This window comes from Luteibacter sp. ME-Dv--P-043b (genome assembly GCF_030209605.1).
In the GTDB taxonomy this organism is placed as follows: Bacteria; Pseudomonadota; Gammaproteobacteria; order Xanthomonadales; family Rhodanobacteraceae; genus Luteibacter.
On sequence record NZ_JARVRT010000008.1, the window covers coordinates 290,938 to 309,603 of the forward strand.

The following is an 18,666-nucleotide window of genomic DNA, read 5'->3' on the forward strand; positions in this document are numbered from 1 at the left end:
GGAGTTTCCCCATGCGACCCAATCCTGCGGCCGCGCCGCTGATCCCGGCGAATGCCGAAAACCGCTATGAAGTGACGCGCGCCGACCTGCCGCTGTCCTGTCCCATGCCCGGCATGTACCTGTGGAACTCGCATCCGCGCGTCTACCTGGCGATCGAGGACGAGGGCGGCACCTCCAAGTGCATGTATTGCGGTGCCAACTACGTCCTGAAGGATTGAACGCGCCCTTGCGGGCACGTTTCGTGCTTCGCCTGCGTCACCACCCTCAACGGACCCACCCATGGCCACCGTCGCCCCGCTCCGGACGATGACCGTCGTGCAGCTGATCCCCTCGCTCCATTCGGGCGGGGCGGAGCGCTCGACGCTCGAAATCGCCCGGGCCCTGGTGGCGGCGGGACATCGCTCGGTGGTGGTGTCGGCCGGCGGTCGCCTGGTCGCCCAGCTGGAGGCCGAGGGTAGCGAGCACGTCACGCTCCCGATCGGCCGCAAGTCACTGGCCACCCTGCTCACCGTCGGCGCCCTGCGCCGCGTGCTGCGCCGGGTCCAGCCCGACATCGTCCATGCACGGTCGCGACTGCCGGCCTGGATCGGCTGGTGGGCGATGCGCGGCGTGAAACCCCGCCCGCACTTCGTCACCACGGTGCACGGACTCAACAGCCCCAGCCGTTACAGCGCCGTGCTGCTGCGCGGCGAGCGCGTCATCGTGGTCTCGCAGACCCTGCGCGACTACGTGCTGCGCCATTACCCGAACGATATCGACACCGCCCGCATCTCGGTCATCCCTCGCGGCATCGACACCGAGGCGTTCCCTTACGGCTACCGCCCCGACGACAGCTGGCAGCGCGCGTTCCACGAGCAATACCCCCAACTGGCCGGTGCGCCGCTGCTGACCCTGCCGGGTCGCGGCACGCGCCTGAAAGGCCATGCGGATGCGATCGAGCTGGTGGCCGACCTCCAGCAGCGCGCCATCGACGTGCGCCTGCTTCTGCTGGGCGCCGACGAACCGGGGCGCGAAGCCTACGTGGCCGAACTGCGCCAGCTGATCCATGCGCGTGGGCTCGACGACCGCGTGGTCATCTCGCCCGCGCGTGCCGACGTGCGCGACGTCTACGCGCTGTCCGATCTGGTGCTGCAACTGTCGGTGCGCCCCGAGTCGTTCGGCCGCACCGTTGTCGAGGCACTGGCCCTGTGCCGCCCGGTCCTGGGCTATGCCCACGGTGGCGTGGGCGAGTTGCTGGCCGAGCTCTATCCGGCCGGTCGCGTGCCGCCCGGCGACCGCGAGCGCCTGGTCGAGCGCGCCGCGGAACTCCTGCGCTTCGCCCCGCCCATCCCGCCGCCGCGAAGCTATCGCCTGGTCGACATGCAGTCGGCCACGCTGGCGCTGTACGCGGAAGTGGTCGAAGGCGCGCCGGTCGCGTGAGCGCGTCACGGCCCGGCGCCCTGCTGAAAGCGGGACTGGCGTCGCCGCTGTTGCCCGTGTGGCTGATTCCCGCGCTGCTGCCCTTCGGCCGCAGCGCGGAGCTGGGTGTGTTCCTCGCCCTGGTCGGCACGATCCTGCTGCTGGTGCGCGACCCGCAGGCCCTGCGGCACCATCCCGGCGCACGGCTTTTCCTCTGGCTGTTCGCCGCCTACGCGGGCGCGGCGCTGGTCTCAGCGATCGACGCCGTCGCGCCCGGCAAGACCTGGGGCACCGTGGCCGGCATCCTGCGCTTCGTGCCGCTGGGCATCTATACCTGTTTCGCCATGCGCCGGCCGGGCAAGGTGCGGGCCCTGTGGTTCGCTACGGCGGTCGTCGTGGCGGTTTGGGTCGTCGATGCCTGGGTGCAGGCGATCACTGGCTACGGCCTGGCCGGGGCGTCGCATCCGGAACGGCTGTCCGGCATCTTCGGCGCCTACAACCTGAAACTCGGCCCCGCCGTGTCCGCCCTGGTGCCCTTCCTGTTGTGGGCCGCGCGTGAGCGCTGGGGCCGACGTGGCCTGCTGGCGGCCTTCCTGCTGGCGATGGGGCCGGTGCTCCTGTCCGGATCGCGGGCCTCCTGGGTCTGTTACGCGCTGGTCGCGCTGGCCTTCCTCTGGCGCGAGGCAGGCAGCTTCCGCCGGTTTGCCGTGGCCTGCCTCGGCATGGGCGTGGTCGTGGCCCTGGTGGGCATGCTGGCCTGGCAGGTGTCGCCGCGGTTCCGTGACCGCATGGCGCACACGTTGCCGGCCCTGACCGGTACGGAGGCGGGGGTGGACACCGCGCTGACCGGTCGCCTGGATATCTGGACCACCTCGTTGCGCCTCTATGTGGCGCACCCGATCAACGGCGTCGGCGTGCGCGGCTTCCGCGTGGCCTATCCGTCCGTCGCCACGCCCGGCGACCATTTCCTGACCACCGAGAAATGCGGGGAAGGCGAGGGCGCCTGCCATCCGCACCAGGTGCTGCTGGAAGCCGCGACGGAAACCGGCACCCTCGGCCTGCTGGCCTGGCTGGCCGCCACCGTGCTGGCGGTACGCACCTGGTGGCGCGCGGGCCCGGTGGCGCGTGCACGAGCCTTCCCCGCTACCGTCGCGCTGTTCGCGATCTTCTTTCCGCTCAACACGCACATGGCCTTCTATTCGGCATGGTGGGGGCTGCTTGCCGCCTGGCTGTTCGCGGTGTGGTGTGCGGCGCTGTTCGCCGACCTGCCCGACGTGACCGACGAGGTGCCTCGCCGTGGCGCGTGAGCCGCTGTCCGTGGTGGTCACCGCGTTCGACAACGCGGAGACGATCGGCGCCTGCCTGGCGTCCGTGCGTTTCGCCGACGACATCCTGCTGCTGGATTCCGGCTCCACCGACGCCACGGTCGCCATCGCCCTGTCGCATGGCGCGCGCGTGCACGTGCAGCCGTTCGCGGGTTACAGCGCGCAGAAGCAGGCGGCCATCGACCTGGCCGCGCATCGCTGGGTGCTGCTGCTCGACTCCGACGAAGCCCTGCCGGCGCTGGCCGTGGAGCGTATCCAGGCCGCGCTGGTCGCGCCGGACGTGGCTGGCTTCGAGTTGCTTCGCCGCGAATGGGTGTTCTGGCGCTGGCAGCCCGACCGCGCGCGCCTGAACCACTACGTGCGCCTGTTCGATCGCACGCGCGCGGCGATGAGCGGCCACGAAGTACACGAGAGCGTGCGTGTCGACGGGCCGGTGCGGCGCCTGGACGCCATCATCGATCACTACGGCGAGCGCGACATCGGCGGCCGCGTGGACAAGGCCAACCGGTATTCGTCGTTGCAGGTACGCGACCGGCTGACGCGCCAGCCACGGCTCCTGCGCCTGCGCATGGTGGTGTACCCGAGCATCGCGTTCGCGCGGTACTATCTCTGGCGGGGGCACTGGCGGGGCGGCTGGGCCGGCTTCGTCGCGGCCCGCGTGCACGCGTTCTACGCGTTCCTGAAATACGCCAAGCTGTACGAACGACGCATGTCAGGCGGCCAGCGGCATGGCCACGGCGCGTTCGAAACCGAACGCCGCGACGACTAGTTCGCAGGCCTCGCGCCGCAGGGCCTCGCGACGGCGGAACTCGCTGCGCCGCTTGCTTTCCACTTCGGTCTCGCAACGCACCGGCTCGTGCGGCGCCATGGCGTAGAAGCCGTCGGCGGTTTCGGTACCGCCGGACTCACGCCAGAAGCCGTTGTAGTCGGCCTTGACCTTGTCCGCGATGCCGGCGAACACATGCGACTCGTTGGAGATGCCGAGCACGCGCTCCACCTCGAATGCCTCGGCCAGCGCGCGGATCAGCGAGAGCAGCAGGTTCTTCGGACGCAGGCCGTGGCATTGACGGGTCAGCTCGCGCACGGCTTCCAGCCCGGCGTGGTTGGGCGCGCCCTGCAGGCAGCCGATCGCGATGGCCTTGCCGTCGTCCATGAACGAGAAGGCGGCATAGGACAGCTGCATGCCCTGGTGGTCCACCAGCGACAGGGTCATCTCGCCTTCCCGCGCGCGGCGGTAGGGTGCCTTCAGCACCAGCGACAGCGGTTCGCCGTTGCGCAGCGTCACCTTGCCCAGCAGCACCGTCCGTTCGCGGTAGAGCATGTGGAAGAGCGGGCGCGGGAAATGCGTCAGCGCGAACTCGTAGTGCCCGCGCAGCACGTCCATGCGTTTCTGCCACGGCCATGCCTTGTGGATGTAGCGGTGCTGGTAGCGCTCGGTGAGGATGGTGTCGATCGACGAGACGCCTGCCATGGGCGGCGTCTCCAGGAAGGCCAGCCACGCGTCGTGACGGCGCCAGCGCGTGAGGCTGCGTCCCAGGTAGTTGATCACGGCATTCACGACGTGCGAGCGCTTGCGGTGCCAGGCACCACGGCCGCGTAAGGAACGCGCGAAGCGAAAGATCGACTGCATGGGAAAAAAGGTCCGTCTCCGAAGGGTACGACGGACGTTCTACGCGCGTGTTTTTTCGCGAAGCTTTCGTTCCTTGCGAAGAAAGCCGATGCGTGTGTAGGCGTTATCCCTTACGAAAGCCCGGCGAAAGTCTCAGTAGATTTTTGCGGCGCCCGGCGGTCGCGTCTTGAAGCGCTTGTGCACCCAGAGATACTGCTCGGGCGCTTCGCGCGCCATCTGTTCGATCTGCGCGTTGACGCGCGCCGTGTCGCTTGCTGCGTCCTGGCTGGGGAAGTCGTCCAGCGGCGCGCCCAGGCGCATGACGTAACCGGCATCGTCCGGCAGGCGGCGGTGATAGAACGGAATGACCAGCGCGTTGGATAGCCGGGCCAGGTGATGCGTCGCGGTGATCGTGGCGGCGGGGACGCCGAAGAACGGCACGAACACGTTGTCCTTGCTGCGCATGTCCTGGTCGGGCGCGTACCACAGCGTGCCGCCCGCCTTGAGGTAGCGCACGCTGCCGCGGATATCGTCCTTGTCGAACATGGCTTCCGCGTAATGCAGGCGCGCGCGCAGCACCGCGAACTCGAACACCTCGGAGTCCATGCGCCGGTACATGCCGGCGATGCGGATACGCGAGGAAACCAGGCGGGCGCTCAGCTCCAGGTGCGAGAAGTGCCCCCCCACCAGCAGGACCCCTCGGCCGGCGGCGCGGGCGGCCTCGAGGTGCTCCAGGCCCTCGACGGTCACCGGTACGCGCGCGATGGCCCGGTCCGAGCCCATCCAGCCCAGGGCGAATTCGGCCAGCATCATGCCCACGTCGCACAGGTTGGCGCGGACCAGGGCCTTTTGCGCGTCGGCGTCCAGCTCGGGGAAGCACAGCGCGATGTTGGTCGCGGCGATGCGCCGGCGCTCCGGATTCAGGTGCAGCGCGAGCCGGCCGGCCAGGCGCCCCAGACGCATCAGCCAGCGGAAGGGCAGGTGGGCGATCAGCCAGATGAAGCCCACCCCGGCCCACGCCGGCCATTGACGGGGCGAGAGCAGGTGACGCGTGAGGGTGGGGCGGGGCATACCAGGCATGTCCGCCCATTGTAACGAATGGGCGCGGCTATACTGACGGGCCACGTACCAAACAGGGATTCGCGTGCTGCTGCGTGTGCTCTACAACTTCGCGATGTACCTGTTCACCCCGCTGGTGATGCTGCGCCTGATGGCGCGGGGCATGCGCTATGGCGACTACCACGTGCGCTGGCGCGAGCGCTTCGGTCGCTTCCCCGAACCCCGGCTGGCGGGCTGCCTCTGGGTGCACGCGGTATCGGTAGGCGAGGTGAACGCGGCCGAGCCCCTGGTCAAGGCGTTGATGGCGTCCTATCCGCACGCCCCCATGCTGGTCACCACGGTCACCCCCACGGGCTCCGAGCGCGTACGGCAGTTGTTCGGCGACACCGTGCACAGCGTCTACCTGCCGTACGACCTGCCCTTCGCGGTGAGGCGCTTCCTGCGCAGCACGCGGCCGAGGCTGGCCGTCATCGTCGAGACGGAGATCTGGCCCAACCTGTATTTCGCCTGCCGCAAGCACGGCATCCCGCTGCTGATCGCCAATGCCCGGCTGTCCGAGCGCTCGCTGCGCGGTTACGCGCGCATGAGTTCGCTGGTGCGCCGGGCGCTGCGTTGCGTCAGCCACATTGCCGCGCAGTCGCGCACGGATGCCGCGCGTTACCGGCTGCTGGGCGCGGAGCCCAGCCAGCTCACCGTGTGCGGCAATCTCAAGTTCGACATGCCGGTGCCGGATTCAGCCCTGCAGGCCGGACTGGCCATGCGTGAAGCATGGGGCACGGGGCGCCCGGTGTGGATCGCCGCCAGCACGCACGAGGGTGAGGAAATGTGCGTGCTCGAGGCCCACCTGGCCGTGATGCGCCGCTTGCCGGACGCCTTGTTGCTGATCGCGCCGCGCCATCCCGAGCGGTTCAAGGCCGTGGAGTCCTCGGTGCGTAGCCTGGGCTTCCAGGTCGGCACGCGCAGCGGCGACGGCGTTCCCGGGCATGCCACGCAGTGCTTCGTCATCGACTCGATGGGTGAGTTGCTGCGCTTCTTCGCCGCGTCCGACGTGGCCTTCGTCGGCGGCAGCCTGGTATCCATCGGCGGGCACAACGTGCTGGAACCGGCGGCGTTGAACAAGCCCGTGCTGGTCGGGCCGTACACCTTCAATTTCGAGGAGATCACCCAGGCGCTGCTCGACGAAGGCGGCGGCCAGCGGGTGAAGGACGGCGACGCGCTGGGCGGGCAGGTGCTGGCGCTGTTGCGTGACCGCGAGCGGCGCGAGCACATGGGGGACCGCGCCCGCTATGTCTTCGACAGCGAGCGCGGCTCGGTGGGCAAGGTGATGGATCTGGTCGATACGCTGCTTCAGGAGTAAGCGCGGCTCCGCGTCGGCTCCGTATAACGGAGCCAGACCGTACTCTCCAGGGGCGGTGACGTGTCAGCGGATACGGCAGGTCACCTCGGCATCGAACTTGAAGCCCAGGCTCGATGGCGTAGCGGTCACGTGGTAGTCCGTCACCGTGCCGCCGATCGACGCGCACTCGCGCTCGATCGCGTCGAGCAGCTGTCTCTGGGTCGCCACACGATCGAAGCCGTCGAGCTGGCCGCGGAGAATCTCGACCGACTCGCGGGTGACGTTCGACGGCTGCGGCGCGGCGGTGGCTGCGGTGGCGTTGCCGGCCATCAGCAGGCCGGTAATGATGAGTGCTTTCATGGGGAAATCCTTTTCAGACGGGGGATTCAATCGCGCTGCGGCGACGCGTTCATGGCGGAGTTGCAGGCGAAGCGGGCTTCCACGGTCGTATCGCCGTTTGGTTTCGGCGTGGTCGCCACGCTCATGAAGCGCACGCGGCGATCGTTGTCGAGACAGGTCTGGAAGACCTTTTCGCGAACGGCGAGATAGGCCAGGCGCTTGTTGCCCGAGGCTTCGACGAGTCCCTTCGTCCCGTCGAGGCCCGTGCCCAGGGCGATGGTGGCCAAGGGCGTGGGTTCGCTGCCGGTGAGCGCCGGCTCTTCCGGCACGTCGATGCGGCAGGTGGCGTAGGCATTGCTGCGCACGCCGCCTTCCCGTGTATCCACATACTTACGCTTGAAGCCGTCGTGGTACTCGGCGAGATAACCACCCCGCGCGTCGCAGTTCTTCATCGTGGCCGCCCACAGGGCTTCATAGGTCGGCCTGAACGAACCGAGCACGCCCTTGTTGCGGACGTCGTATTCGAACGCGACGGCACTTTCCTGCTCGACGATTTTCGGCTCGCGGCCTGGCGAGGGCGATGTCGCCTCTGCAAAAACGGAGGATGCCGCGAGTATCGCGGCGGCGGAGAACAGGCTGGTTCGGATCATGATCGTCCTTGGTCGTGGCTTGGCCCGGTTGGGCCTGCCCATGATCTATGGCTCGCCCGCGGCCGGCTGTAAGCCCATTGCGCGTGTGAGTGTAGGCGGCGCTCTGGTACACAGAAAAAACGGGCCCGCCAGGGCCCGTTCTTCCGTGCGCGCGACCTGGGTTGAGACCGACCCGTAGGAGCGCACGCACGTGCGCGAATCGTTTCTCGATGACCCCTGAGCTGGCGCGGCAGCTCCAAGGTTCGGCCTCAACACATGTCGCGCACGTGCGTGCGCTGCTACTGCAGTAGCGCGTTGATCGCTTCGAGGTCCTTGACGTCCACCGTGCCGGCGGTCTGCTTCAGCAGCAACTTGTCGAGGATGAACTGGTGGCGGACGACTCGACCGCGGCCTTGGTGGCCTCGACCTTGCTAAAGAGGAGACGGTCCACGTTCGTCCTTGGATGGATGTGGGGGCCGATCATCGTCGCGCGTATAAAGATGGGCGGGCAATCCGCCCGCCCATGATCGAATCACTCTGCGCCGCTTACCCGGCATACCGCCGTGGCCTGCACGCGCGTGACTGGGTGGGAACCGCCCCAGATCGGCGTGCTCTTGTAAGTTACCTGAACGATGGAGCCGCCCTTGCTGGCGCAGGCCTGCTCCAGTTCGGCGTGCGCCATGTCGCGGGCCACGCGCTCGACGGCGTTGCCTTTTTCCACCGAGATGACATGGTCGGTGTGCGACGTGGTGGCCGTGCCGGTGGCCAGCGCGATGGTGGGAACGAAGGCCATCAAGGCGGCCAGACCTGCTGCATGCATTTTCATGGGTAGTCCTTTACTGAGTCATGCCCGGATGGGCATGCAAAGTATGGCTTTCCCACGCGCCGCATCGATGTAGGGCCCGGGCGACGTTGTATGTCGTTCCGTCGCTTCGGGCCCCTCTGCGATGCGTTACTGCAGCAGCGCGTTGATCGCTTCGAGGTCCTTGACGTCCACCGTGCCGGCGGTCTGCTTCAGCAGCAGCTTGTCGAGGATGAACTGGTGGCGGGCCTGAGAGTAGTCGCTGAGCGCGGAGGTCAGGTTCTGCTGCGCGATCAGCACGTCGACGATGGTGCGGGTACCGACTTCGAAGCCGGCCTGCGTGGCGTCACGCGCGCTTTCCGACGACTCGACCGCCGCCTTGGTGGCCTCGACCTTGCTGATGCCGGCGACCACGGATCGGTAGTAGTTGAGCGTGTCGCGAACCACTTGGCGGCGGGAGCTTTCCAGGGAATCCTGCGCGGAATCGCGCTGGTAGATCGACTGGCGCACGCGCGACTGGGTGGCACCGCCGGAGAAGATAGGCACGCTCAAGGTCAGGCCGACGGTGGTGCCACCACGGCCGTTGCTGCTGGTGTTGCTGGACGAAAGCGTCCCCGCATTCTGGGTCCAGGCGGTGCTCTTGCTGTAGCCGGCGGTGGCATCCAGTGTGGGTAGATGCGCGGCGCGGGCCGAGGAAATGCTGTGTTCCGCGGACTCGACGTTGTACTGCGAGGCCAGGATGGTCGGATTGCTCTTGACCGCCTCGGCCACCCAGGCCTTCGGATCGTTGGGCGTGGGCGGGTCCATCGGCAGCTGCTCGCGCAGCTTCTTCAGGTTATCGGACGGCTTGCCCGTGATCTGGGTCAGGGCTTCGCGCGAGTCCGCCAGCGTGTTCTCGGCGGTGATCACCGAGGCCACGGCGGTATCGTGCTGCGCCTTGGCATCCTGCACGTCGGTGATGGCGGACAGGCCGACATCGAAACGCTGCTGCGCTTGCTCCAGCTGGCGGGCGAGCGCCTGCTCGTTGGCCTTGGCGAAAGTCAGTGCGTCGTCGTTGGTCAGCACCTGGAAGTAGGCGGTGGCCACGCGTGTCGACAGCTGCTGGAGGGCCGCCTCATAGGTGGCGTCCTGCGCTTCGGAAGACGACTTCGAGGCCTTCAGGTCCGCGTAGCGGCTGAAATCGACCACGCTCTGGGAGACCGAAAGGCTGGAGCTGCGCGTGCGGGTATGACCGATGTCGTTACTGACCACGGTGCCGTCGTTCAGGACGAGGGGATCTCTCCCGTTCGGCTCCGACTGGCTCAGCTGCAGCTGTGCACTGACCTGCGGCAGCAGCAGCGCACGGCTCTGCACGACGGTCTCGCCCGTGGCGAGCCGGTTGGAATCGGCCTGCGACAGCACCGGATCGTTGGCCCGGGCCTGGCGGTAGGCGTCGAGCAGGTCTTCGGCGTGGCTCGCGAAAGGCATCGCGGCCAGTGCCAGCGCGACGGTGAGCAGCTTCAAGCGCATGGTTTCGCCTCGTGGGTAATGGAAAATCTGGGGGTCAGAGCACGAAGCGCTTCACCGGCGCGGCATGCGCCAGGTAGGGAAGGTCCGTTTCGAACAGCGACTCTTCACGGAAGCGGCCCTCGCCCTCATGGGTGAGGAGCACCGCCGTCTGCGCGGGGGAGTCGCCGCGTACGACGAACATGCGCCCACCCGGCTTCAGCCAGCGCACGAACTTCTCGGGCACCGAATGCACCGCGGCGGTGATCACGACGGCATCGAAAACGCCCGTCGGGGTGTAGCCGTTGACCGCTTCGGCCGTTTCGACCGTGGCATTGGTGACCATCGCGGCGGCCAGGCGCTCGCGCGCAGCGTCCACGAAGTCGGCATGCATGTCGATGCTAATGACCTTGCCGGCAAGACGGGCCAGGCAGGCGGTGAGGAAGCCGGAGCCGGTGCCGATTTCCAGCACCTCGTCGGTCTTCTTCAGTTCCAGGGCCTGCAGCACGCGGCCTTCCACGACGGGCTTCATCATGACCTCGCCATGGCCCAGGGGCAGGGTGAGGTCGGCAAAGGCCACGTTACGGTGGGCCGGCGCGACGAAATCCTCGCGGCGAACGCCCTTGAGCGTCTCCAGGACGTCGGCGTCGAGCACTTCCCAGGGGCGGACCTGGTTCTCGACCATGTTCTGCCGTGCCTGTTCGAAATTCATCGCCATGGTGTCGGGTCCCGTACAAAAAGCTGAAAAAGGTTCGAAAGGATAAGCGCTTAGCGCCCGTTTTCCCAATGGATCGAAGGCTGCGGCTACGGTGGTGTCCCGACTAAGTGCCGGAAGTCACCGGATGGGGCTGACGGAAGTCACCCCCATGGGCGCCTTCGCTCGCTCCTGCCTGAACAGCCGCGACCGCAAGCCCCTGAACGCCTTGGGTTTCGCCCGAGGGCGACCCCATTTCATTCCGAGCCACGAAGGACAGCCTTTCCGTCGTCTCCACCCTTGTCGGCAGGCGCCGCAGCAAAAGTGGAAATAACTGAACCGCTGCGTATAATAAAGTCATATTTTCAGTTTGTGAAGGTGCAGCCATGAACGCCAGCCCGAAAATGAAGCCGCAGGGCCCTGGTCGTCCCAAGGACATGGAAAAGCGCGCGGCCATTCTCGAGGCGGCCAAGGCACTGTTCACACAGGGTGGCTTCGCCGGAACGAGCATGGATGCCGTGGCTGCAGCGGCGGGTGTGTCCAAGCTGACCGTGTACAGCCACTTCGGCGACAAGGACAACCTGTTCCGTGAAGTGATCCGTGCGCACGTGCAGGAACGCCTCCCGGACGACCTGTTCGATTTCAGCCAGGGCGCCGATATACGCGTCACGTTGACCAACATCGCCAGCCGGCACGCGGCGACGGAAACCAACACCGAAACCGTCGGCACGTTCCGGGCGATCCTCTCGGACTGCCAGTCGGGCGGCAATCCGCGATTCGGTCGCCTGGTCTGGGAAGAAGGCCCGGCCCGCATGCACAAGCTGATGCAGCGGTTGTTCGAGGGCGCCGTGGCGCGCGGCCAGCTGGAGATTCCCGATGTGTCGCGGGCCAGCACGCAGTTCCTCGCGCTCCTTAAGGGCGACCTGCTGATCCGTCGCCTGTTCGGTTGCGAGGACTGCGCGGTGCAGTTTGCCGAGGAGGTCAATGCCAATGCATTGGCGGCTGTGGAAATGTTCCTCAACGCCTATCAGCCGCGTACGGCGAAGGCATAGCGCAGTAAGGCGCGCACGACGCTAAGTGCGCGTAATGCGGACGATTCTCACCCCGCACATTCTTCACCCGGCTTTCCCAGCAACGTCCTTACCGTCGTGGCCCTACCCACTCTCCCAGGAGACCAGGCCATGGCCACGACGAAGCCGTTCATCAGCGATATCGAGAACATCCGCAAGCGCGCCCGCGAGCACATCGACGATGGCGCCGTGACCGCGGGTTACCGCGCCGATCGCGAAACGGTGATCAAGCTGCTCAACGAAGCGCTCGCGACGGAAATCGTCTGCGTGCTGCGCTACAAGTACCACTACTACATGGCGCCGGGCATCCATTCCCAGAGCGTGAAGTCGGAGTTCCTGGAGCACGCGCGCGAGGAGCAGGAGCACGCCGATCGCATCGCCGAGCGCATCACCCAGCTGGACGGCACGCCCAATTTCAATTTGGAAGGCTTGCTCTCGCGCAGCCACGCGGATTACGTGGAAGGCACCACGCTGGTGGAGATGATCAAGGAAGACCTGGTGGCCGAGCGCATCGCCATCGACAGCTACCGCGAGATCGTCCAGTACATCGGTGACGACGATCCGACCACGCGTCGCATCATGGAAGACATCCTGGCCCAGGAAGAAGAGCACGCCGAGGATATGGCGACCCTGCTGGAGAACCTGGGTGCGAAGGGCGAGCCGGTGCAGGCCTGGGAGCCGTCCCAGTCATCCTCGCACTGATCCGGTCCTCCCGGCATCGATTAGGTAAGCTAGGCGCTCACGTTCGCGACGATAAGGAAAGACATCATGAATGCGACCGCCACTCCCGCGCCGTCCCGGCGAAGGCAAAACCCGATCGGCCTGCTGGTCGCCACCCTGGTGGCGATCCTGCTGCTGGTCATGCTGTTCTTCATGTGGTGGTGGGACAAGGAGCCGGAACAGTTCGATCCGGTCGCGGTCACCACGGCCCATATGAAGGACATCGGCCGACCCATGGCCACCGGCGCGGTCACCACGTACACGCTGATCCGGTCGGTCGACACGCTGATGACCAAGCGTGGCGGCTACCTCAGCAACGACAAGATGCCGCCCGGCGTGTTCATGGACAACATGCCCAACTGGGAATTCGGCTCGCTGACGGCGTCGCGCGATCTCTCGCGTGCGCTGCGCAACGACCTGAGCCGCTCGCAGACTCAATCCACGGAAGACAAGTCCCTGGGCGAGGCCGATCCGCTGCTCAACAGCCCGAACGATCGCTGGCTGCTGCCCAGCTCGGAATCGCAGTACGGTAAGGCCGTCGACGACCTTGAAAACTACCTGGGCCGCCTGAGCGACGCCGAGGATGCGAACGCGCATTTCTACGCCCGCGCCGACAACCTGGCCGATTACCTGCAGACGGTCTCGGGTCGTCTCGGCTCACTGTCGCAACGGTTGTCCGCCGCCGCAGGCCAGCTGAAGGTGGACGCGGCGCCCAACGCCGACGTCGGCGGCAAGGCCGGTCCGGCCAGGGCGGTGTACGTCAAGACGCCCTGGAACAAGATCGACGACAACTTCTACGAGGCGCGCGGCTATACCTGGGCACTGCTGGAGCAGCTCAAGGCGATCCGCCACGATTTCGCCCCCATCCTGCGCAGCAAGAACGCCGACGCCAGTCTCGAGCAGGTGATCCGCGAGCTGGAAGAATCGCAGAAAGACCTGGGCAGCCCCGTGGTGCTCAACGGCGCGCCGTTCGGCTTCTTCGCCAACCACTCGCTGGTGATGGCCAATTACATCTCCCGCGCCAACGCCGCCATCATCGACCTGCGCACGCTGCTAGGCCGCGGCTAACCGCATACACCGTTAACCCGAATAAACCCGTGTAGGAGCGCACGATGTGCGCGAAAAACGATGTGCGTCGACGTAGATCAAGCGACAACGTCGGGCCACGAAACGTTTATCGCCCACATCGTGGGCTCCTACACGAGCGCTGTAGGAGCCCACGATGTGGGCGATAAACGTACGTGCAAAAGCGCACGATGTGCGCGATAGCCGCCTAGGCGAGCTTAATGGTCGGCCTTATACCGAGCCATGCCAGCCACGATTTCCGCCTTGGCCTCATCCGCGCCAACCCAGCCCTCGACCTTGACCCACTTGCCCTTCTCCAGGTCCTTGTAGTGCTCGAAGAAGTGGCCGATGCGCTCCAGCCAGTGGCCGGAGACCTGGGCGATGTCCTTGATGTGCGAGTAGCCGGCGAACACCTTTTCCACCGGAACCACCACCAGCTTCTCGTCGGCGCCTGCCTCGTCGCTCATCTTGAGCATGCCGACCGGATGGCAGCGGATCACCGAACCGGGCACCAGCGACAGCGGCAGGATCACCAGGGCGTCCAGCGGATCGCCGTCGCCACCGAGCGTGCCCGGCACGTAGCCGTAGTTGCAGGGGTAGCGCATGGGCGTGGAGAGGATGCGGTCGACGAAGATCGCGCCGCTTTCCTTGTCCACTTCGTACTTGACCGGCTCGGCATCCTTGGGGATTTCGATGATGACGTTGATTTCGTCCGGTACGTTCTTGCCGGCGGGAACGAGATGCAGACCCATGGGATTCCTTGACGAGTAATAGGGGAGGGAAGCGGCCGAATAGGATACGGGCTAGCCGCCCGCGCCGCAAAAGCGGCGTCGGGCGGCCCCGGCCGGCTACTTCAGGTGGTCCCAGAGATAGGTATAGGCCAGTGCGTTCATGAAGGCCGACTGCTTGTTGTCCGCCGCCGCGCCATGGCCGCCCTCGAGGTTTTCATACAGCGAGGCATCCAGGCCCATGGCCTGCATGCGGGCGGCCATCTTGCGCGCGTGTACCGGGCCCACGCGGTCGTCGCGGGTGGAGGTGGTGAACAGCACGGCCGGATAGTGGGTGCCCTTGTGCAGGTTGTGGTACGGCGAGAAGGTCTGGATGTACTTCCACTCTTCCGGCTTGTCCGGGTCGCCGAATTCGGCCATCCACGAGGCGCCTGCCGACATATGGGTATAGCGCTTCATGTCGAGCAGGGCGACCTGGCTGACAACCGCACCGTAGAGCTGCGGGTAGCGGGTCAGCATGTTGCCGGCCAGCAGGCCGCCGTTGCTGCCGCCCATCATGCCCATGTGCTTCGGGCTGGTGATCTTGCGGTCGATCAGGTCCTGCGACACCGCCGCGAAGTCCTCGTACGCGCGCGGGCGGTTGGCCTTGAGGGCCGCCTGGTGCCAGCGCGGGCCGTACTCGCCGCCGCCACGGATGTTGGCGATGACATACACGCCGCCCTTTTCCAGCCAGGCGCGCCCGACGCCGCCGGAATACGCCGGTTGCAGCGGAATCTCGAAACCGCCGTAGCCGTAGACCAGGGTCGGGTTGTTGCCGTCGGCTTTCAGATTTTTTGGGGCGATCTCGAAGTAGGGCACCTTGGTGCCGTCCTTGGAGGTGGCGAAGTGCTGGCTGACCGCGAACTTCGACGCGTCGAAGAACGCCGGGCTGTGCTTGATGGCCGAGCGTTCGCCCTGGCCGAGCACGCCGTAATAGAGCGTCGTCGGCTGGAGAAAGCCGGACACGGTGACGAAGTACTCGTCCGAATCGTCGGCATCGATCCCACCGGCGTCCATCGTGCTCAGCGGCGGCGCGCCGCCCAGCGATTCGCTCGTCCAGGGGCCCTTCGCATTCGGGGTCAGGATCTGGATCTGGCTGACCACGTCGCGCATCACGTTGAGGATCAGGTGATGGCGCGTCCACGAGTGACCCGACAGCGAGCTGTGCTCGTCCGGCGTGAACAGCACGGTGAACTCGCGCTTGCCGGCCATGAAGTCGTCGAACTTCGTGGCCACCAGCGAACCGGACGGGTAGGTGGTGCCACCCACGGTCCATGCCGTGCGCGGTTCGACCAGCAGCCACTCGCGCTCCACGTCCGTCTCGGCGTCGTTGGGCACGTCGATCTTGACCAGCTTGCCGTCCTTGCCGCGCAGGAAGGTCTCGGTGTTGTAGAACTCCAGCGCCCGCTGCACGAAATCGCGCTGGAAACCGGGCGTGAGATCACGATAGGCCGAGATCGACATGTCCTTGGCGGTGCCTTCGTACACCGTGGTGGCGGACGACAGCGGCGTGCCGCGCTTCCATTCCTTCACGATGCGCGGGTAGCTGGACTCGGTCAACGAGCCCGGGCCGAAGTCGGTGGCGACGAACAGGTGGTCGTCGTCGATCCAGGCGACCTGGGTCTTGGCCTCGGGCAGGGTGAAGCCATCCTTGATGAAGCTGCGCGTGGTGAGGTCGAACTCGCGGATTACGTCGGCATCGGCGCCGGCGCGCGAGAGCGAGACCAGGCAGCGGCGATTGGCCGGCCGCAGGCACTGCGCGCCGTGCCACACCCAGTTTTCCTTTTCGGACGCGGACAGCGCGTCCAGGTCGATCACGGTTTCCCAGGCCGGGTTGTCCTTGCGGTATTCCGCCAGCGTGGTGCGCCGCCACAGCCCCTTGGGGTGGGCCTTGTCGCGCCAGAAGTTGTAGAAGTGGTCGCCGATCTTCGAGACCATCGGAATGCGGGCTTCGGAGTCGAGCACTTCGAGCAGGCGCGCATCCAGCGAGGTAAAGGCGTCGCTCTTGGCGTATTTCGCCACGGTCTCGGCGTTGCGCTCCTTGACCCATGCGAGCGGCTTGGCGCCGTCGATGTCGTCGAGCCAGAGGTTTTCGTCGTCGCCGGCGGCCGGGGCGGCCTGGCCGGAAGGGGTCTTCGGGGCATCATGGGCTTGGGTCATGCCCATGAAGGTAAGGGCGATGGCCAGCGCAATCCAGCGTCGTTGCATGGGATCGTATCCGTGAGGCAGAGCGGGCCCCGACCTTAGCGCACGCCGAGGGGCCCGCCACCCATGACTTTCGGGCTAGAGGGCCTGGGTGGCCCTCGCCCCTCGATCACAACAACGGAATCAGAAGCAAGGCCACGATATTGATGATCTTGATCAGCGGGTTGACCGCCGGGCCCGCCGTGTCCTTGTAAGGGTCGCCCACCGTGTCCCCGGTGACTGCCGCCTTGTGGGCCTCGGAGCCCTTGCCGCCGAAGTGGCCGTCCTCGATGTACTTCTTGGCGTTGTCCCAGGCGCCGCCCCCGGTCGTCATGGAGATGGCCACGAACAGGCCGGTGACGATGGTGCCGATCAGCACGCCGCCCAGCGCCTGGGCCCCAGCCTCCGGTCCGCCCAGCCACTTGAAGCCGAAGATCACCACCACGGGTACCAGCACCGGCAGCAGCGAGGGCACCAGCATCTCGCGGATCGCCGAGCGCGTCAGCATGTCCACGGCCCGCGAGTAGTCCGGGCGCGTTGTGCCCTCCATGATCCCCGCGATCTCGCGGAACTGCCGGCGTACTTCCTCCACCACGGCACCCGCCGCGCGGCCTACCGCTTCCATCGCCATGGCCGCAAAAAGATACGGGATCAGGCCACCGATCAGCAGGCCGATGATCACGTAGTGGTTGGACAGGTCGAAGCGCACCTCCGTGCCGCCGAAGTGCAGGTTGAGGTTGTGCGTGTAGTCGGCGAACAGCACCAGGGCGGCCAAGCCGGCGGAACCGATCGCATAGCCCTTGGTCACGGCCTTGGTCGTGTTGCCCACGGCGTCCAGCGGGTCGGTGACGCCGCGCACGTCGGCCGGCAGTTCGGCCATCTCGGCGATGCCGCCGGCGTTGTCGGTGATGGGGCCGTACGCATCCAGCGCCACCACCATGCCGGTCATGCTGAGCATGGCGGTGGCCGCGATGGCGATGCCGTAGAGGCCGGCCAGTGTGTGCGCACCCCAGATCGCCGCGCATACGGCCAGTACGGGTAGCGCGGTGGACTTCATCGACACGCCCAGCCCCGCGATGATGTTGGTCGCGTGACCGGTGGTGGACGATTGCGCCACGTGCCGCACGGGCCCGTACTCGGTGGCGGTGTAGTACTCGGTGATGACCACGATGGCGCCCGTGAGCACCAGCCCGATGATCGTGCAGCCGAACAGCCGGGTCGGCCCGAACGACGAATCCGCCATCATCGACTGCGTGATCGGCCAGAACGCGATCGCTGCGAGCAGCGCCGAAACGAACACGCCGGCGTACAGCGCATTCATGATCTTGCCGCCGCGGTTCTTGACGAAGAACGTGCCGATCACCGACGCCACGATCGACGCACCGCCCAGCACCAGCGGATAGAGCACGCCGGACGGCCCGACCTCGGTGGCCATCACACCGCCCAGCAGCATCGTGGCGATCAGCGTCACCGCATAGGTCTCGAAGAGATCCGCCGCCATGCCCGCGCAGTCGCCGACGTTGTCGCCCACGTTATCCGCGATCACCGCCGGGTTGCGCGGGTCGTCCTCGGGAATGCCGGCTTCCACCTTGCCGACCAGATCCGCACCCACGTCGGCACCCTTGGTGAAGATGCCGCCGCCCAGCCGCGCGAAGATGGAAATCAGCGAGGAGCCGAAGGCAAATCCGACCAGTGCATGCAGCGCATGCGTACGCTCGTAGCCCATGTGCAGCAGCACGCCGTAATAGCCGGCCACGCCGAGCAGGCCCAGGCCGACCACCAACATGCCGGTGACCGCGCCACCACGGAAGGCCACCGCCAGGGCAGAAGAAAGGCCGCTACGGGCGGCCTCGGCGGTGCGGACGTTGGCGCGAACCGACACGTTCATGCCGATGTAGCCGGTCGCCCCGGAAAGCACGGCGCCGAGTGCGAAACCTACCGCGGTGCCCCAGTCGAGGAAGAGGCCGATAAGAAGGAAGAGGACGATGCCGACGGCACCGATGGTGGCGTACTGGCGATTGAGATAGGCGCGGGCGCCTTCCTGGATCGCCGCGGCGATCTCCTGCATGCGAGCGTTGCCGGGCGACTGGGCCAATACCCATCTGACCGAGAATGCGCCATACACGATCGCAACGAGCGCGCATGCCAGCGCGATCCACAAAGCGTACTGCTGCAGCATCGTAG

The 18,666-nt window shown here is 66.5% G+C and carries 18 protein-coding genes; 8 read left to right on the forward strand and 10 right to left on the reverse strand.

Going from position 1 to position 18,666, the window contains the following annotated elements:
* Positions 1-11 precede the first annotated feature (11 nt).
* From QRN34_RS06295 to QRN34_RS06310, 4 genes are all read left to right on the forward strand, one after another.
* Complete coding sequence (locus QRN34_RS06295) at positions 12-218, forward strand: zinc-finger domain-containing protein (RefSeq protein ID WP_036139517.1); 207 nt, start codon at positions 12-14, stop codon at positions 216-218.
* A 61-nt stretch (positions 219-279) separates the two neighbouring features.
* On the forward strand, positions 280-1,419 hold the full coding sequence (locus QRN34_RS06300) for a glycosyltransferase (protein WP_036139518.1): 1,140 nt from the start codon (positions 280-282) through the stop codon (positions 1,417-1,419).
* The gene (locus tag QRN34_RS06305; protein ID WP_285403008.1) at positions 1,416-2,705 is read left to right on the forward strand and encodes an O-antigen ligase family protein; all 1,290 of its coding nucleotides are present in this window, start codon (positions 1,416-1,418) and stop codon (positions 2,703-2,705) included. Before QRN34_RS06300 ends, QRN34_RS06305 begins: the two co-directional genes overlap by 4 nt.
* Positions 2,695-3,492 (forward strand): glycosyltransferase family 2 protein, encoded by a 798-nt coding sequence (locus tag QRN34_RS06310; protein WP_285403010.1) that lies wholly within the window; start codon positions 2,695-2,697, stop codon positions 3,490-3,492. Before QRN34_RS06305 ends, QRN34_RS06310 begins: the two co-directional genes overlap by 11 nt.
* On the opposite strand, the gene QRN34_RS06315 is transcribed toward QRN34_RS06310, so the two are convergent.
* Positions 3,436-4,353 (reverse strand): DUF535 family protein, encoded by a 918-nt coding sequence (locus QRN34_RS06315; RefSeq protein WP_285403012.1) that lies wholly within the window; start codon positions 4,351-4,353, stop codon positions 3,436-3,438. The genes QRN34_RS06310 and QRN34_RS06315 overlap by 57 nt on opposite strands.
* Before the next feature lie 132 nt (positions 4,354-4,485).
* Positions 4,486-5,403 (reverse strand): LpxL/LpxP family Kdo(2)-lipid IV(A) lauroyl/palmitoleoyl acyltransferase, encoded by a 918-nt coding sequence (lpxL, locus tag QRN34_RS06320; RefSeq protein WP_081916379.1) that lies wholly within the window; start codon positions 5,401-5,403, stop codon positions 4,486-4,488.
* 79 nt (positions 5,404-5,482) lie between these two features.
* On the opposite strand from lpxL, the gene waaA reads away from it, so the two are divergent.
* Complete coding sequence (waaA, locus tag QRN34_RS06325; RefSeq protein WP_036143834.1) at positions 5,483-6,748, forward strand: lipid IV(A) 3-deoxy-D-manno-octulosonic acid transferase; 1,266 nt, start codon at positions 5,483-5,485, stop codon at positions 6,746-6,748.
* 63 nt (positions 6,749-6,811) lie between these two features.
* On the opposite strand, the gene QRN34_RS06330 is transcribed toward waaA, so the two are convergent.
* The 5 genes from QRN34_RS06330 to QRN34_RS06350 form a co-directional block, all read right to left on the reverse strand.
* Positions 6,812-7,087 carry a hypothetical protein gene (locus QRN34_RS06330; protein ID WP_285403015.1) on the reverse strand — a complete coding sequence of 92 codons (276 nt, stop codon included), beginning with the start codon at positions 7,085-7,087 and terminating at the stop codon, positions 6,812-6,814.
* Between the two features lie 26 nt (positions 7,088-7,113).
* On the reverse strand, positions 7,114-7,716 hold the full coding sequence (locus QRN34_RS06335) for a hypothetical protein (protein WP_036139528.1): 603 nt from the start codon (positions 7,714-7,716) through the stop codon (positions 7,114-7,116).
* A 511-nt stretch (positions 7,717-8,227) separates the two neighbouring features.
* Positions 8,228-8,521 carry a hypothetical protein gene (locus QRN34_RS06340; RefSeq protein ID WP_036139530.1) on the reverse strand — a complete coding sequence of 98 codons (294 nt, stop codon included), beginning with the start codon at positions 8,519-8,521 and terminating at the stop codon, positions 8,228-8,230.
* Between the two features lie 126 nt (positions 8,522-8,647).
* On the reverse strand, positions 8,648-10,006 hold the full coding sequence (locus QRN34_RS06345) for a TolC family outer membrane protein (protein ID WP_285403018.1): 1,359 nt from the start codon (positions 10,004-10,006) through the stop codon (positions 8,648-8,650).
* 34 nt (positions 10,007-10,040) lie between these two features.
* Positions 10,041-10,700, reverse strand: coding sequence for a protein-L-isoaspartate O-methyltransferase (locus tag QRN34_RS06350; RefSeq protein ID WP_285403020.1), 660 nt, complete (start codon positions 10,698-10,700; stop codon positions 10,041-10,043).
* A gap of 362 nt (positions 10,701-11,062) precedes the next feature.
* On the opposite strand from QRN34_RS06350, the gene QRN34_RS06355 reads away from it, so the two are divergent.
* The 3 genes from QRN34_RS06355 to QRN34_RS06365 all read left to right on the forward strand — a co-directional run bounded on the left by QRN34_RS06355 (position 11,063) and on the right by QRN34_RS06365 (position 13,534).
* On the forward strand, positions 11,063-11,728 hold the full coding sequence (locus tag QRN34_RS06355; protein ID WP_285403022.1) for a TetR/AcrR family transcriptional regulator: 666 nt from the start codon (positions 11,063-11,065) through the stop codon (positions 11,726-11,728).
* A gap of 129 nt (positions 11,729-11,857) precedes the next feature.
* Complete coding sequence (locus QRN34_RS06360; protein ID WP_285403024.1) at positions 11,858-12,448, forward strand: ferritin-like domain-containing protein; 591 nt, start codon at positions 11,858-11,860, stop codon at positions 12,446-12,448.
* Between the two features lie 66 nt (positions 12,449-12,514).
* Positions 12,515-13,534 (forward strand): DUF2333 family protein, encoded by a 1,020-nt coding sequence (locus QRN34_RS06365; RefSeq protein ID WP_285403026.1) that lies wholly within the window; start codon positions 12,515-12,517, stop codon positions 13,532-13,534.
* Between the two features lie 215 nt (positions 13,535-13,749).
* Here the strand turns inward: QRN34_RS06365 and ppa are convergent, their stop codons facing one another.
* The 3 genes from ppa to QRN34_RS06380 form a co-directional block, all read right to left on the reverse strand.
* Positions 13,750-14,283, reverse strand: a complete 534-nt coding sequence (ppa, locus tag QRN34_RS06370) for an inorganic diphosphatase (protein ID WP_285403028.1) — start codon at positions 14,281-14,283, stop codon at positions 13,750-13,752.
* A 96-nt stretch (positions 14,284-14,379) separates the two neighbouring features.
* Positions 14,380-16,506: a prolyl oligopeptidase family serine peptidase gene (locus QRN34_RS06375; protein WP_285403029.1), complete on the reverse strand. Its 2,127-nt coding sequence runs from the start codon at positions 16,504-16,506 to the stop codon at positions 14,380-14,382.
* 106 nt (positions 16,507-16,612) lie between these two features.
* On the reverse strand, positions 16,613-18,661 hold the full coding sequence (locus tag QRN34_RS06380) for a sodium-translocating pyrophosphatase (protein WP_285403031.1): 2,049 nt from the start codon (positions 18,659-18,661) through the stop codon (positions 16,613-16,615).
* Positions 18,662-18,666: the final 5 nt, after the last annotated feature.

Bases quoted from the DNA above. Each gene is read 5' to 3' on its own strand.
- QRN34_RS06295 (WP_036139517.1), top strand. From the start codon at position 12: ATGCGACCCAATCCTGCGGCCGCGCCGCTGATCCCGGCGAATGCCGAA.
- QRN34_RS06300 (WP_036139518.1), top strand. From the start codon at position 280: ATGGCCACCGTCGCCCCGCTCCGGACGATGACCGTCGTGCAGCTGATC.
- QRN34_RS06315 (WP_285403012.1), bottom strand. From the start codon at position 4,353: ATGCAGTCGATCTTTCGCTTCGCGCGTTCCTTACGCGGCCGTGGTGCC.
- lpxL (WP_081916379.1), bottom strand. From the start codon at position 5,403: ATGCCCCGCCCCACCCTCACGCGTCACCTGCTCTCGCCCCGTCAATGG.
- QRN34_RS06330 (WP_285403015.1), bottom strand. From the start codon at position 7,087: ATGAAAGCACTCATCATTACCGGCCTGCTGATGGCCGGCAACGCCACC.
- QRN34_RS06335 (WP_036139528.1), bottom strand. From the start codon at position 7,716: ATGATCCGAACCAGCCTGTTCTCCGCCGCCGCGATACTCGCGGCATCC.
- QRN34_RS06340 (WP_036139530.1), bottom strand. From the start codon at position 8,521: ATGAAAATGCATGCAGCAGGTCTGGCCGCCTTGATGGCCTTCGTTCCC.
- QRN34_RS06345 (WP_285403018.1), bottom strand. From the start codon at position 10,006: ATGCGCTTGAAGCTGCTCACCGTCGCGCTGGCACTGGCCGCGATGCCT.
- QRN34_RS06350 (WP_285403020.1), bottom strand. From the start codon at position 10,700: ATGGCGATGAATTTCGAACAGGCACGGCAGAACATGGTCGAGAACCAG.
- QRN34_RS06355 (WP_285403022.1), top strand. From the start codon at position 11,063: ATGAACGCCAGCCCGAAAATGAAGCCGCAGGGCCCTGGTCGTCCCAAG.
- QRN34_RS06360 (WP_285403024.1), top strand. From the start codon at position 11,858: ATGGCCACGACGAAGCCGTTCATCAGCGATATCGAGAACATCCGCAAG.
- QRN34_RS06365 (WP_285403026.1), top strand. From the start codon at position 12,515: ATGAATGCGACCGCCACTCCCGCGCCGTCCCGGCGAAGGCAAAACCCG.
- ppa (WP_285403028.1), bottom strand. From the start codon at position 14,283: ATGGGTCTGCATCTCGTTCCCGCCGGCAAGAACGTACCGGACGAAATC.
- QRN34_RS06375 (WP_285403029.1), bottom strand. From the start codon at position 16,506: ATGCAACGACGCTGGATTGCGCTGGCCATCGCCCTTACCTTCATGGGC.
- QRN34_RS06380 (WP_285403031.1), bottom strand. From the start codon at position 18,661: ATGCTGCAGCAGTACGCTTTGTGGATCGCGCTGGCATGCGCGCTCGTT.